Raw genomic sequence first — 16,514 nt, 5'->3', positions numbered from 1 at the left:
ATGAATTATGATGAAAAAGACATAGAATTATTGGCAAAACAGGCTAAGTTAGATTTAGAATCCCAATATGGAAACAATATAGATGAAATTGATTTATATGCAGATGTTTTTAATGATGAAAGTAAAAATGAAAAACTGAAAGATTTAGGATTAGAAGATATTCCATTATTTGAAGATGGTCCAGGAACAATTCAATTACAAAAATGGAAAAAGAAATGGTCTGATTATGATATATATATGATTGATATTTTAAAAAAGAAGTTTATATTTAGAACTATTAATAGATTTGAATATAAGCAATTATTGTCTCTTCAAAATATTGATACTTTAGAGCGTGAAGAAATTATATGTCAAACTGTTACGTTATGGCCAGAAAACTATGATTGGAAAGATAATTCTAAAGCAGGATTACCAACTTCATATTCTGAAGTGATTATGGAGAAATCAGGTTTTACAAAAGACTTTGTAATAGAGGTAATATAGAATGCTTTCAATACAAGATATTATAAATATAAAAGAAAAAATGGGTTATAAAAAATTAATTCATATCAAATTTGGTATACATGAATATATATTTAAATTGATTAATCTAAATATATATATGAAGGCTAGTATTATTTCTAATACATACGAAGAGTTTAATGATTTTATATGTCAATCTGCATTAATATATCCTGAAGAATTCATTTTCTCAAAAAGTTCAATAGCAGGATTAACAGATGAAATTTCTAAAAGAATAGTTTATGAATCACACATTTTAAATGAAAATTCATTGGTAAATTGTTTTGAGGAAAGTAGAGAAAAACTTAATGTTTTTTTAGAACAAAGTAAATTATTTGTAAAAGCAGCATTTCCAGATATTTCTCTTAAAGAGATATGTGATTGGGATTATGAGAAGCTCATGGATATGACAGCTAAGTCTGAATATATTCTCAAATTAAGAGGTGTAGATGTAAATCTTGAATATGACAAAGATTATTTAAATAATAAATCTAATAAAGAATATATGAATAGTCAGAATAAGATAAAAAGTTTAAATAAGCAAAACATCAAAATTAATGATATAAAACCTAAAGACTATCATCTAAATTCTAATAAATTTATAAATACAAAATGGGATACTCCAGATAAACTAAAAGTATTAGAGAATAAAAGTATACAAAAACTAAATATGGAAACTAAATATATAAGCTCAGATGTTTTGAACATAGAAAATAAAAATGATAAAAACAAAAACTTTAAAAAAAACGAAGATGATTTTACAAATAGTAATTATAGAATAAATTCTAAAATAAATGATTTTTACACTGACGAAAGTTTGAAAGACTATAACAATAACATATCAAAGATTCATTTAGAAATAAGAGATATTTTAAACAGAGCAGGCTATAAAAATATTGATATAAATTATATTTTAGGTGGAAAAGATTCAAATATAGATTTAAATTTTTATGAAAATAGACTTGAAAAATTTAAAATAAAGATGTTAAAAATGATTGGAGATATTATAGATGAATAGTATAAGTAATATTGAAGAAAAATTTTATGAAGAATATGAAAACTTTTTATTAGGGAGACGAATGAAAGCTAAGGTCGTTTTTAATAATATTAAATCTAAATTAAATGATGAATATTGTAATTTAGAAAGTAAAGACAAGATAATAGAAGATGATATTTTGATAGAGAATGATGAGGCATTAAATATGAAAATATCTGCTCAATCACCTTTAGGTATTAATATAGATTATGGTGAAAAGATTATAAAAAATTTATTTAGAAATATAAAAAATTTAAATATAAGAACTACAATACAAGATGATAGGAAAGATATAACAAATGATGAAATTGAAAAAATAATATCTAAAATTATTTTATGAGTTTATAAAAGTACTTATGAGCTAAAGAGGGTGAATTTATGGATAATGAGTCTAATAAAAGTTCAAGTCAATCATATTATGGAGCCATTGCTCAGGAAATAACAGATAGAGATAGTCAAGAAATAGTCAATATGCTATATAAAGAATCAACACTTAGACAACAAAGTGGTAAACCATTAAGTTATTACGAATATATTCAGTATGAGCATAGACTCAAATATAAAAACAATATTGATAATATTTTTAGAATAGGAGATTGCTGTTTTGAAATACCTCCAGAATATATAGGTATAACTTCTACCAATGATAGTGAAAGTCTTAATGAGGATATGTTTGTAAATATAGAGCAATCTAAAAAACATAATATAAGAAGAGAAATATTTGTAAACTTAATGACAAATGGTATAAATCAAGTTAATGGATATAAGGTGGAATCACCATTTGATTTCAAATATTATGTAGACGGATTAAGAAATTTAATTTGTCAATTTAAATATACTCCATTTGTTCCAATTGAGTGTAAAGTTGTAAATGATGCAAATAGTATAAACAATGTAGCCTTAAAAAGTATGTCAGTTGAAACGGTAGAAGGTTTTTCTGAGAGTCTAAGAATTAAAATAATTATGGAAGAATTTAATGCAAATCCTTATTTTAATAAAGATGATGTTTTATTAGATAATTATATAGATTGGGATTTGTATAGATTTTATACTCAAAGGAATCTTGAAAATTCTAATTTATCAATCATTAACAGGACAGAGTCAGTAAACTTCACTGGTAAATTTGCATTTAAAAGATTTCATTTACAAAATATCGATTCCAATAAAATAAAGAGCAAAACCACTATAATAAATGAAATCTATTTTGATGAAATATTGAGTGATAAAGAAAATGTGTATCTTACATATATCAATTTTAATTTAAATAATATATTTTCTAACATAAAACTAAATAATGGTGAAATTCCAACAAAACAATACATAGGATTTAATGAAATTGACTTTGTCTTTTTATTTAAAACTAATGACAAGAGTATAATAAAAAAATTCAACAAATTAAATAATAAAGATAGAAATCTTGAAAATATAGATATTATAAAAGTGGAAAATGAACTTGTTAATCTAACTGGAACAGAATATATGACTATAAAAGATGTTCAAGTGGATACTGTGTTAGGGTTTTCTGGACTATATGATATAACTATTAAATGTAGAAGTTATGATATAGATAAAATCCAAAAGATGAAACCAATAGGGTTTAGGCCATTTGATGAAGTTAAAGAAGCAGAGGGATATGAGTATAATGAAATTCCTGAAGGTAGACTAGGTACAGAAGATGATTTTATAGACTATACATCTAGAGGTATAGATAAGAAAACTATGCAAGATATCTGTGCTAACAAGAAAATTATGCGTTTAGAAATGTATCCAACTCTCAATTTACCAAAGTATGATGAAATAGACAATGCTATACAAAGGGTAAGAGATTTTAGATTTAAAAATGGAGTTAAACAAACATATCTTATAAAATATCCTAGAACAAGTATTGCTATGAATAATATAGAGGAAAATGAAAAATATAATGGTTTTGTTGAACCAGATTTTTATATTATATACTCTGATAGACCTGAATGTAATAAAGTTAATACACAACTAGAAAATATTAAATCAGATATAGTTGTAGAACCAAAATATAAATATGGATACGAAACTCAAAATATAAATAAATCAGATAATGAATTTGGAGAAGAGACAGCTTCTGATGAAAATTTAATATTTAAGAATGAAAACTTTAATAAAATACATGGCAACGAAATTGGACAATTTAATATTGAACAAGTAAAACCCAAACAAGACTTTAAAGAACTTCCTAAAAATAACCCAAATACAGTTGTAGAAAATATGTTAGTGGATGAATTTTTATATTCACAAAAAGGTACTCTTACTAGAGCATTTCCAAACTTTATACTTATGTTATGTGATGAAGATAGAGATTCTTCAGATGGACAAAAAAGTTGGACAAACTACTATATATATAAGTCTGTCAAGGAGATAGAAATATCACAAGATGTTGATTCTCCTATATCAAATGCAAAAGTAATCATTTCTAAGAATTTTAATAATAAGAAAAATTTAGATGATAATGATTATATAAAAAATGACACTTTAAATATATTTAATGAAAATCAACTTGTACCATTTAAATTTTTAGAGGGATATAAAAAAGAGTCAAAATATGAAACTAATTTAAAGCTATTAGAAAAAAGAAATAAATTAGATAGCCGAAAAGTTTTAAAAGAGGGTACTAGAGTACATATTCGTATGGGATATGGTTCAAACCCTTCAAAATATCCAATTGTATTTAATGGTACTATAGTTGAAATAAATATTTTAAAAGATAATATATCAATAGAAGCAAAATCAGATGGGATAGAGCTTACAGATAAATATCTTGATGAAAAAATGAATTTTCTAGATGATAATATAGATTTTAAAAAAGATGCAAGTAATATAATATTAGACTTAATAAGTAAGAGAAATTTAAAAACAGAACTCCAAAATGTTGAATGTAAAGAAGAAAGTCTTAAGAGTAAATATGGTGTAGAGCATTTTGGCGTGTATGATTTTAATTATATAGAAACTTACAAAGCAATTCAAAATGACATATCTAAAAATATATATTTAAGTAATTATAAAGGAGTATACTTTAATGATATTCAGAGTGTTGATTATATAAGTGAATCAATTTATGAGTTTTTACCAATAGGTAAAAAGATATGGGATATATGTAAAATGAGTGAAAAATCTATGCCTGAATTTGTAGTGTATCCAAAACCATTTTTATTTGAACATAGATTATTTTTTGGTTTACCTATTTGGATGTATAAATTTAATATAAACGATATAAAAAATGATATATATGAGTACTCTAAGGCTTTTTCACAAATGCATATAGTTGATTTTTATGACTCTATTATAGAAAATAATATGATTATAGATAATAATAATTTAATAACAAATGTAAGAGGAATTTATAATGTATTAGGAAATTTAGAATCTACACCTTTTATAATAAGTGATTGCAATATAAAATGGTCAAGTCAAAGGTTTAAGGTATTGGATAATTCAAGAATACAAAACTTTAATATGTTTTCTAGATTAGATGATGAAAGTTTAAAATATAGAGAATTATATGCAAATAATAAACATATGTCCATAAGAAATTGCATATCAGAAATTCAAAATTCATGGAAAGAAGCTTATAATGGAGATTTGATTATTACAGGAAAACCGCAAGTAAATGTACATGATTTAATAGCAATTAATGATTTGTTTGAAGGGATAGTGGGTGTATGTTTAGCAAGGAAAGTAACACACTCTCTAAATATGAAAACTGGATTTACAACATCAATTACACCTGGTTTACTGACTACAAATTCATTAAAATATAGTGGTATGAGTAATATACTAAAATCCTGTAATAAAATATTGTTTTCTGTATCAAACATATTAAATAATGAAAGATTAGTAAATTTAAACAATACAGTTGATAATTTTAAAAAAACAAGATTAGATAATTATTATAATATAAACAGTATGCTTACTGCACAATATGAAATGTTTAATTATAAAAACACTATAATTACATATCCATTATATAAAATCTAATTCATATAAGAAGTTTAATCTAAAGTAGGGGTGATTATGTGAAGCTCAAAGATAAATTAATAGATAACATTATAGATCCATATTCAAACACAATATTTACAACTTCTATAGGAAAAGTTATAGATTTTAATGTACACAAAAATACAGCAGATATATATGTGGAGAATGTAAAAGGTAATAGTACAGTTTTTTCAAATGTACCTGTACAAAATATAGGAGAAGGAGTTCATTTATCACCATTGGAAAAAGGTGACAAAGTCTATATACAATTTAATAATGGTTCTGTGTTTCAGCCTAAGATAACAGGACTAGCGAATGAATTACACAAATATCTATCAAGAAAAAGGCAAGCTCACATTAGAAAAGGATGTTTGTTATCAAATATAAAGCAAGACTCAAGAGAAATAACTAAAAAGGTGAGTGAGACTTGGCTAGATTATGATAATAAAAATAAATTAAAATATAAAGATTTTATGGATAAAAATCCTATTGATAGTGTTTTAGAAAAAAAAGAAAAAAAAGGGATTTTCTCAGGAAGAGAAGTTGGTATATATCATCCTAAGAAATCTTCTATTGTAAAATTGAGAGATGATAGCAGTATAGATATATTTACATCAAATAATGTTGGATTAAGGATAAACGCTGAAAATAAAACTATAGAAGTTTTTGGCGATTTTTCTACTAAATCAGAAAACTGGTCAGTAATCTCAAATAATATAAATATATGTGCCAAAGATAAAATTTTTTTATCTGGGAATGAAATAGTTATTGATACAAAAAAGATAGAGATAAATGGAGTAGATAAAAATGTTTGATTTCTGCATAACAGATAGTGGAGAACTTATATATGATAATGATTCCAATAATTTGCTATATTTAAATTCAGATAATTTGCTTAGACAAAAATGTATTTGCAGAATAAAATCTGTAACAAAAGATTGGTTTAATGTGGACTATATAGGTTCAGATATAGAAAAATTTTTAGGAAAATTAAATAATAAAGATACACTAGATTTAATTATAACATCTATTGAAAATGCATTATTTTGTGATAGGTTAGTTGGAAAAAATAGTTTGTTTTTTATACCTAAAATATGCAGAGATAAGATAGAATTATTAATTTTCATAAAAGAAAGAAATAACAATCCTATTGTTATTAACATGGAGGTTGATATAGTTAGTGGGGTGAAAATCAAGTATGATATTAATACATAATAAAAATTTTGAATCTCTGGTTAAAGAAACAGAAGCTGAGTTAAATAAAATTGGATTTGACACAAGTCCTGGTTCTATAGCTAAACTTTTTTCTGACATAATAAATAAAAATATATCAGAATTTTATGATGTACTTACAATGAGTCATCTTCAAGCTTTTGTAACGACAGCTACAGGCAAATTTCTAAACGCTATAGGTTTATTAGTGGGATGCGAAAGATTATTTGAAGAATCAGATGAAGATTATCGAAAAAGAATTACTCATCAAACATTAACTTTGGCTAAGGCAAATGAAACTTCAATAAGATTAGCTATTTTAAGCATAGAAGGTGTAAAAGATGTAATATTAAAAAGATACTCTCATGGTCCAGGTAGTATGACTATTGTGCCAATAGCTGAAAATATAGATGATGAAGATTTGCTTTCAAGTGTAAAAGAAGCATTATTAAATATAACATCATTTGGAGAAAAGGTTGTAGTAAAGTTACCTAATTTTAAATATTTAAAGCTAAATATAGATTTAGTTTTTTCTTCGTACATAGATGAAATAGAGAAACAGTCTATAAGAGTATCTGTAAGAGAAAAAATTATAAGCTATATAAATTCAATAAACATAGGAGAATCACTATTTATAAATGAGCTGACTCAAAGAATAATGCAAGTTAGTGATTCTATACTAACTTATTCTTGTAACAGTATTAAGATAAACAATAAAAATTGTTTGTTAATTAATCATGATTGCAGATGGGATGAGAAATTTATTGTTTCTCCAGACGAGGATTCTGTAGTAATTATATAGGGGACATAATGACTGAAAATGTATATTTGGAATTAATAAAGAGTTTTGTAGCAATTATAACTGCAATTATAACTGTAGTTGGAGCTTACTTAGGCAGAAAAAAATATAAGATAAAGAATAAAGAACAGTATAGAGCCACAAATAATCAGTTAATGCTGTATTCGCATCCAATATTTAAAAAAATAGAACTAAATAAAAATATTATAAAAATACATTTTACACTTGAAAATAAGGGAAAAGAGGCTGTTTTTAGAGAAATATTAATTAATCATATGAATATATTTAAAATTCATGCTTTAAAGCTATGTAAAAAGGTGGATTCTGGAAAGATAGTAGATACAGATGAATTATATACAGAGAGTGTTTATACATTAAATAATATTATTGCTGATTTGAAAAGTTTTTATAAAGATAATACTTGTTATTCACAAGAAGAAGTAAATGTACTTGATATAGTAATGGATAAGTATAATCATTGGAATTTAGATAGGCAGCATGAAATAGTTGATAGGATTCAAGAAATTTGTGTATCTGCTTTTTATCCAGATATATACAATAAGTCTATAACAGTATTTGATACACTTCTATTTGTAATGAATGATATTATGTTTGATGCAAATAAAACATTAAATAAATTAAATGGAGATTTAGTAGGGCTTAAGTTTAGAGGAGTGATTATCTAAATGAAAGAAAGTGATTTTGCAAGATATACAGAAAAAATAAGGTCAATGCTTCCCTTTTGGTTTGAAATGAAGAAAAAACCTAACGAATCTATTGGGATTGAATTTTTAAATATTTTTGGCATGGAGTTAGAAGAAATAGAAGAAATATTGTTTTATGCTTCAAAGCAAATCTATATTGAGTCAGCAGATGAAGATTTTGTTGATTTGGTATATAAAGTTTTATTACCAAGTAACTTTAATATAAATAATATTTCTATGGTGTATACAAGTCAACTTATACTTGAAAGAAGTTGGGATTTGTATACTTTTTTTGGAATAAAGAAAAATGAAAAAAATTTAGAAAATAATATAAGTCAGCCAGATTATTATTTTATTGATGAAAAGAAAAAAGTAATTTATGTTAGAGAATCATATGATAAAGAAGAAGATTTGCCTTTTGGAAAAATAAAAATAAAGTATAATAATAAAGAATTTTTATTTGAGTTAAATTCATATCATGTATGGAACTTTTTTGATGAGTTTGGTTCTTTAGTGGGTTGTTCTAGGCTTAATGGAGAAAAGAATCATGACTATAAGCTTAGAATTCTTGATGTTTTTAAAAATCCGGCTAATTCTACAAAACGAGGTCTTGCCAATGGAATTTCAAGAGAACTTGGAATTAGAGAAGTAAAAGAATGGAAAGACATGAGTAAAGATTTTATTATATCTGAAAAGATGATTTTGGTAAATACTATATCAATAGATAATAATTTAATAGATTTAGATGATGTTTACATTACTTCTAGAGGGGAAATTTTTTTAAAGGGAAATCCTGATAAAAAAAATCAATCATCAATTGTTTCTTTTATAAAGAGTCTTGAAATGTATGAATTAGTAGATACAAATAATAAAAAATTAAGTATAGAATTATATAATTCAGATGCAACCCCAACTAAGCTATTAATTGATTATGTAACAAAAATAAAAGAAGATACTTCGATTTTTTGGAATGATTTTAAATATGATGAAGATATATGGGTAAGAGAAGATGAAGATTATGATAATACTTTTTCGTTTTTACCAACATTTCTTGATTCAAGTATAAAAGGTTTTTCAAAATATGGATATTATAAAAAGTAGACTGGAGGTGAAAAGATGGAAGAAGAAAAAAGTGTAATTATGAAAGAAAATGAAATACCAAATCATACTAAATTTGAATTGCCAAAAAGAGTGGAAATGGTTCCACATATAAATACTAATATAGCAAGTAGAATGAAAGCTTTTCAATCTGGAATAGGAGATTATAATGATTGTAAGTTATATAAATCAGAAGATACTACATATAAAAAGACATTTAAACTGTTAAATAAAATATATGGAATAAGAGCAAGTAACAAAGTGAAATACAACACTATAAAATTTTATTATAGATATAAAATGGAAGCAAAAACTAATTATATAACTTATGATTCTAAAGTAAGTGTTAAAGTAAGTGCAAGAGAAGTATCTTCAATTAGGGAAAAAATTGAAGGAGAGCCATTTGGACCAACTTACACATCTGAATTAACTTTAAATTATATATTTGATGAGTATACTCAAGTAGCAGATATTTATTTATATAGTTTGATACCAGAATTAAAAAATAAGGATTATTCAAAGAGATATAAATTTGATATAGAAGTCTATGATATAAAAGGACCTGTAAGAATATATTCATATACACATGGATATAGAGACTTTTTAGAAGATAATGAAACTGATAATAAGGTTGAATTTAGTGAATATGGTTATTTTGACCATAAGGTGTGTATAAAAGCTATAGAAGTTACAAGGGAAAAAGAATATATTGAGATATTTCCACCATTAGAATATGATTCGCTTGTTGGAGCTATAAATGGAGACCTTCAGGTATCAGAAAATGGCAAAAAAGATATGGTAGATACAGCTCCAGCTTTTGGAGCTTCTATTGATGTTTATGATAGAAAATATTATTGTGTTATAGAAAAATTTAGTCCAAAAGAAGCATACGTTTTATATGAATTTGAAAATCAAGTAGACGAAGAGAATTATACTCTAATTAATGGGGATAAAATAAAATTTTATTCAGATTCTATAATTGCAGATTCAACTGAATATAAAGAGTTTTTAGGTCAAGTTGATAGAGGGGAATTCATAATTGATGATAATAGAAAACACACTTATATCTATGGTCTTACAGAATTTAATTTAAATTTAACTGAGTATAAGAGGTTTGAGCTTGTAGTGGAAGCTAGTATAAGTGATGTGATGATTTTAGATTATCCCAAAGTGCTTACTATAAGATATGGGCATATTGATGATATTATAATTGTGTCCTTAAGAACATTGCAAAATGCTTTAGCACGTTGGTGTCCAAGTATACATAATGGATACTACTATTATAATCAAGAGGAGTATTATTTATATAACAAATGTAATATGAATGGTCAAGAAAAAGTATTACAGGATGTTTTTAATAAATTTAGAGTATTAATAAAAGTTACATTGAATGTATCAGAGCCAGAAGGAAAATTTGAAAGATATAATATTAGAAAAACTAATAAAAAAGACTTATTACTTGACAGTTCAAAATTTTTCTATAAAGATAATATGTTGTGGCCAAAACCAATAAAATGTTATAACGATTATTATTATGATTTTCTTGATGAATATATTTATGAGACAACACCCTTTGTATTTAGCAAAAAACCTACATCCATTCAGGAAATATCATGGATACAAAAATCTAGTCTATTCAGTACTGTAAATGTATATTATGTAGGTCATAACGATATTTATGGAGAATGGATGCAACCAGTTAAATTGATTTATGGAAAACCCATTCCTCAAAATTTAATACTATGTAAAGTATTTAAATTAAGATTTGTACTCAAACCGTCTAAAATACCTAAACTACAACATCGAGAATTAATTTATGAATGTGAATCCGATTGGAGAAATTTTATTGACTCTTTCTTGAGTTTCAATTTTTATTATAGAGAAGAAGTATTGATGCCATTATCAGATAATTCTATTTCAGTATCTATAACTAACATAATTGATTTAGGAGATACAGCAGAAGAATCAGCGGATTTAAGATATGTAATACCAGCAATGAAGTTTGATGGAAAAGTAGAGTTTTATATACAGGATGATAATGTATTGACTAATCTAGAAGGAAAACTAAATTCAGGTAAATGGATTCAAGTGGAAAATAATACCAAGATTGAAGTTAAGAGATTTGTAAGATTTAAAATTGTTTTAAAAGAGAGAGCAAAGTTATACAGTTTAAACCTAAAAGTTGGGAGATATGAGTATACAGGAATGAATTTAGAGACTTTTATACCTGCAATAGGAAATATACAAGTTAAAGCCACTTACAATCCTACAGAATACTCATCTAAATATGAAAATATAACATCATATAATCTACCATATGATACCCAACCATATACAATTATAAAAAATATTGAAGAATATGCAGATGCAGTTGCAAAAGCAAATGATTTTAAAGTAGAAAATATTCAAAGTATAAAATTCGCCAAAGTAGATGTATATTCTGAAGAATATAATATTTTATATGATGGTGAAGGTAAAATAACTAAAAAACCATTAAATGCACAATCATTATATTTATCTCAAAATGATTTTATCTCAGAATTAGATCAAGATGGAATAATATTTAAGGTTCCATATACTAAAACTATAAGAATGTCTCCTATACCACAACAATATTCGCCTATTATTATATATGAAATTGGAATAGAGGAACCCTATACGCAAGTATTTTTTATAAGTAAAACAGGGAAATATTCACTTGAAAATGAAGAAAAATTTGAATCTCTAGGATTTAAAACTTTATACTTACAAAACATAGGTATAGATGAGACAAGTGTAGAGATTACAATAAATGATATATCAATGAAAAACTATAATATTGAAAATAATGTTATAGTTTTTGAAAAAGAAGTCCCTAAGGGAAGTATAATAAATGTTAGGTACAAAATTAAGAACTCTTTTATAGCTTTATATGACTATGAAAAAGATGAAGTTGAAATAAAATTACATAAATTTGAAGAAAAATACCCAAATAAGGTGAAGGTCTATTTTGAAACTCATAAAACCTCTTCACTAAAAGAATTAAAGCATATATCATTAAATCCAATCTACAATACCCTATATAATGGATATATATACATATCAGACTATACCTTAGAACCTTACTTTTTAAAGATATACTCAGAAAACAACTTTATATTTGCAAATGGAAAAGATGATATAAATATCTTAATATCAGTAACAGATAAATATAATAATCCAATTGAAGGTGCTTCTGTAAACATAGAGTCTGCTCTTGGGACAATAGAAAAATTAAATGATAGAACTGATATCAATGGAATAATTGCATGTATTTATACAAGTTGGACAGGCAATTGCATAGATGTTATAAAAGCAATTGCCAATGAAAATGCCAAAGATGAAATCAATATAGTAAATAGAAAAATATAGATAAGTCACAAAAGGGGAATGTTTTATGGATATTAATAAACTGAAAACATTAAATTATAAGATTACCAATGGGTCTAACCTTCAAGGAGCTATTCTGATAAAAGAGAGTCAAATAAATTTTTTAGGAGATGCATATAAAAAGGGGTCTATTGAAGAAGAGACTTTTTTAAAATTAGCTGGGGACGTTACTTTTAGTATTTCAAATAATATAATTTATTTTAACTATTATGCAAATGATTTATACATAGGGGAAGACGCTTTTGATTTTATTGTAAAATTAGAAAATGGTATGACATATATTCAAACAATAGATATTTTAATTGAGCCTAAAATAGTACCTATAAATACAAAAGAAAGATTTATAGAAATATATTTTGATGATGAAAAAGATGATAGAGTAAATGTAAATATATCAAGCAATGTTGACCAATCTATAGAATTGCCAACTACAGTAGTTTATAGTTCAACAGATAAAGAATTTAATATTGATAAGTGTGTTGAAACTAATGATGCTATAAATAATTTTACTGAAATACCATATCCTTTATATGATTGTAAAGTTGAGATGGTGACTAAAGTTAAGAATGATACAGTAAATAATGGAGCAAGTATAAAAGTAATTGATAATGCAAATATATCATTTGTAAAGAATAAGAAGTTTTTAGGGGATGAATATGGAAAAATTATATTTAAAAACTTTGTAAATAAAGAATATAATATCGATTCACCTACAAGAGAAATTATTTATATAGTTTGGCATGCAAGAACAATTGCAATTGAATATAATCCCAAAGATGATATTATAGTAAATCAAAGACCTGATGTAAGTACACCTGATTTCAAATTACCTATTATAGATTATCCACAAGAACCAAAATATGAACCTATTTCGGAAAAAGAAGAATATATATATGGAGATTTATTCTCCAATACAAAAGTGCATAAGGAATTTGATAATAAAGGCAATAAATCCATTAAACTTGGAAGAAATGTTCCAAATGGAGCAGTAAATTTAGCCTATTATTATAATACAACAGCATCACTAGATGATACGGTTTCTGTAATAGAAACCAATACAAATAATGTTACATTGCATTTTGTTGAGGATTGGATTCACAAAAGAAATTTAGATACAAAAAATGACGAGTATTTTCCAGAAACTATTGAATTCGATGGTGAAAAAGGCACAGAATTAGAAGGATATTGGGGAATTTTATATAGAGATTTTGTTATGTGGGATGAATCTACTATCACTGATTTAAAGCCAGAGCATAAAGTTCAACATGAGGAACTTAAAGGGTTATTGGCAAAAAGAGTGCCTATAGATAAGATATACAATGATGGTGACAAATATGGTGTTTTAAATTTGACAAATTCTATATTCGAAGCTGTAAATTTTGTGGAAACTGATAATGAATTGATTGATTATAATCCTAAAACTTATAATGCATATACACGATATGAAGGTTTAGTTAGGAAACTAAAAGTATTATATAATGGGTCAGCTAAGTATAGTGGTGTTGTAAATAAAAAAGATGAGATATCAAATCTATATCCAGAGCAGGCAAGAGAAATAATAATGTACCCAGATGAAAGTGGTCTTTTACATAGAATTAATGGAGAATATTTAGTAGACGATGATTTATTTTATATAACAAATAAATTTAAGGACAATGTTCCTTTGTATTACAAGTATAAGTTAAAGTACAGAATTTATGATAGTGTTGGATTAGATATAAACGGTATGTATAATTCAGAAAATATAAGCCTTGTTTCAGGAAATAATTATCCAATAGATGAAAATAAATTTAAGTATAAGGCTTTTATAGAAAAAACTAAATATGAAAATATATATGATGTGTATATATATACATCATTTATTCCAACTATAGAAAATCCCATATATGTTATGTATGATGGATTGACAGAAGAAGCCTATAGAAAAGATAGTGCAAATCCTTTAGAAATTAAGGCAGGTATACTCGAAAAAATAAGCCCAGTTCAATGTTGTGATTTAGAGTCGTATAAAGTAAATAGACTTCAAGGTATAACAAATAAGTCTTCTATAGAAGTGTTTGAGTATGAAATACTAGAGGATAAAAGGGTCAAAATACAAATTGAATATATTATAATGGCTGACGATTTAGAAATAGCACCTATTACAAAGGAAATAATAAATAAAAAATATGTATTATATTCAGAACTTGATAGTTTTAAGAATGAAGATATGATTATATCTGAAAAGGATGCAAATGGATATATGACAGCAAGAGATATATTCATGAAGTATTCATCTGATGAAGATAGAGACAAAATAAATGAAAATTCAACCTTTAGAGTTAAATACAATATTCAAAATTTAAATACCATGTATTCAAAGGATAAAACTTTGATATATACAGCATCAGATGGAAATGGATTTATATATGGGAGAACATATGAAGATACTGGATTTCCAGAACAAGATTCAAGTATCATTGGTAATAATAAAAATACTAGAACCTTAGATAAAGATTCTATATATAAGTCAGCTAATGGAAAAGTTTATAGGGGGTATTCAGTGATATGTAGAAATATAAATCAAATTATTGTAGGAACACCTCTAGAAAAAGAACCTTTAAAAGGATGGTTCCCAACCATTAAATATGCTTATTTCAGTAAAAAGTATGAAAGAATTGATAAAACAATAGAACTTATATATTCTATACCAGAATACGACTTACAAATATTTGGAAAATATGGGAAGCCATACATTGATATATCTGAAGAAAAGGGAAGTTTTGTTGGAAATAATACTATTAAAGTAAAGAATACTCCAATGTATATAAAAGTAGATGATAGCTGGAAACCAACTAATTTAAGAGTTTATAAGATATTGAGTGATAAAAATAAAAAAGAACTTGAAATAAAAGGATTTAATTTTAAGTATGGATTTATAGAAATTAATGATTCAATAAGTGACAATGATAAAATACTAGTAGATTATAGCTATGAAGAAAAAAGTCTTCATTATAGAGGATATTATAAAAATCAAGATAAAAATAGTAAAATTATAGATTTAAATTTAAATCCAAATATGTATAGTTTTTATACAGACACTTCAAATGAGATAAATGAAATGAGAAACTCATATGATTTATTTAATCGAACAATCCATTTCTTTTTAAAGCCAATGAGAATAATAGATAGAGGAACAGGTGATATTCTAAAAGACAACTATTTTTGTGTATATCATAAATTTGATAATCAAGAAGCTTTAGAACCATTCGATTTACATATAGGTAGAATTTTTGTAAGACATCATACTTCACTAAAGTCTACAAATCTAATAGATACTAGATTAAGAGGTGGAGGTATTATCAAAGAAATGGAAGATAGACTTCGTCGAGATTTAGAGCCTGAAAGCGATTATTATTTAGATATTGGTACACTTGATGGTAAACCATATCAAGAAAACTCTGTAATTATAATAAGAATAGATAGTAAGTTACTTCATAAAAATGGAGGAAGATTTTCTGAAGTAGATATTAAAAATGTTGTTCAAAAATGGGCTGCATATGGTAGTTATCCTATTATTGAATTTGTAGATGTAATAGGAGATGAGTATTTGCCTCAAACTAGCATAGAAGTCCGTAAAAATATAGATAATCAAAAACATATCAGACCAAGTATATGGATAGAAAATGTGAACTATAATGTATAACATATTTTAAGATTCATAAAAAATATATTTAAATGAAACTCGTTAAAAAACAAATAAATTAGA

Annotated in this window: 11 protein-coding genes; all 11 read left to right on the top strand. The window is 25.3% G+C overall.

What is annotated here, in order from left to right:
- Genes ACTG47_RS12070 through ACTG47_RS12020 form a run of 11 tightly spaced genes read left to right on the top strand, consistent with a single transcriptional unit; the run spans window position 1 to window position 16,451 of the window.
- Window positions 1–483, top strand: coding sequence for a hypothetical protein (locus tag ACTG47_RS12070; protein ID WP_479924732.1), 483 nt, complete (start codon window positions 1–3; stop codon window positions 481–483).
- Window position 484: 1 nt separating this feature from the next.
- Window positions 485–1,519 (top strand): hypothetical protein, encoded by a 1,035-nt coding sequence (locus tag ACTG47_RS12065; RefSeq protein ID WP_479924731.1) that lies wholly within the window; start codon window positions 485–487, stop codon window positions 1,517–1,519.
- Window positions 1,512–1,877 (top strand): hypothetical protein, encoded by a 366-nt coding sequence (locus ACTG47_RS12060; protein ID WP_479924730.1) that lies wholly within the window; start codon window positions 1,512–1,514, stop codon window positions 1,875–1,877. The genes ACTG47_RS12065 and ACTG47_RS12060 overlap by 8 nt, the downstream gene beginning before the upstream one ends.
- Window positions 1,878–1,915: 38 nt before the next feature.
- Window positions 1,916–5,545 (top strand): hypothetical protein, encoded by a 3,630-nt coding sequence (locus ACTG47_RS12055; protein ID WP_479924729.1) that lies wholly within the window; start codon window positions 1,916–1,918, stop codon window positions 5,543–5,545.
- Between the two features lie 38 nt (window positions 5,546–5,583).
- Window positions 5,584–6,360: a hypothetical protein gene (locus ACTG47_RS12050; protein ID WP_479924728.1), complete on the top strand. Its 777-nt coding sequence runs from the start codon at window positions 5,584–5,586 to the stop codon at window positions 6,358–6,360.
- Entirely contained in the window at window positions 6,353–6,760 is a 408-nt protein-coding gene (locus ACTG47_RS12045; protein ID WP_479924727.1) for a hypothetical protein, read from the top strand. Before ACTG47_RS12050 ends, ACTG47_RS12045 begins: the two co-directional genes overlap by 8 nt.
- Window positions 6,744–7,559: a hypothetical protein gene (locus ACTG47_RS12040; protein WP_479924726.1), complete on the top strand. Its 816-nt coding sequence runs from the start codon at window positions 6,744–6,746 to the stop codon at window positions 7,557–7,559. The genes ACTG47_RS12045 and ACTG47_RS12040 overlap by 17 nt, the downstream gene beginning before the upstream one ends.
- 8 nt (window positions 7,560–7,567) lie before the next feature.
- Window positions 7,568–8,242, top strand: a complete 675-nt coding sequence (locus tag ACTG47_RS12035; RefSeq protein ID WP_479924725.1) for a hypothetical protein — start codon at window positions 7,568–7,570, stop codon at window positions 8,240–8,242.
- Window positions 8,243–9,361, top strand: coding sequence for a hypothetical protein (locus ACTG47_RS12030; RefSeq protein ID WP_479924724.1), 1,119 nt, complete (start codon window positions 8,243–8,245; stop codon window positions 9,359–9,361).
- Between the two features lie 15 nt (window positions 9,362–9,376).
- Complete coding sequence (locus ACTG47_RS12025) at window positions 9,377–12,748, top strand: Ig-like domain-containing protein (protein WP_479924723.1); 3,372 nt, start codon at window positions 9,377–9,379, stop codon at window positions 12,746–12,748.
- 25 nt (window positions 12,749–12,773) lie between these two features.
- Window positions 12,774–16,451: a hypothetical protein gene (locus ACTG47_RS12020; RefSeq protein WP_479924722.1), complete on the top strand. Its 3,678-nt coding sequence runs from the start codon at window positions 12,774–12,776 to the stop codon at window positions 16,449–16,451.
- The last annotated feature ends 63 nt before the right edge of the window (window positions 16,452–16,514 follow it).

The sequence above is a fragment of the Clostridioides sp. LIBA-6622 genome, assembly GCF_056716095.1.
This window is presented reverse-complemented; position numbering and strand designations above follow the sequence as displayed.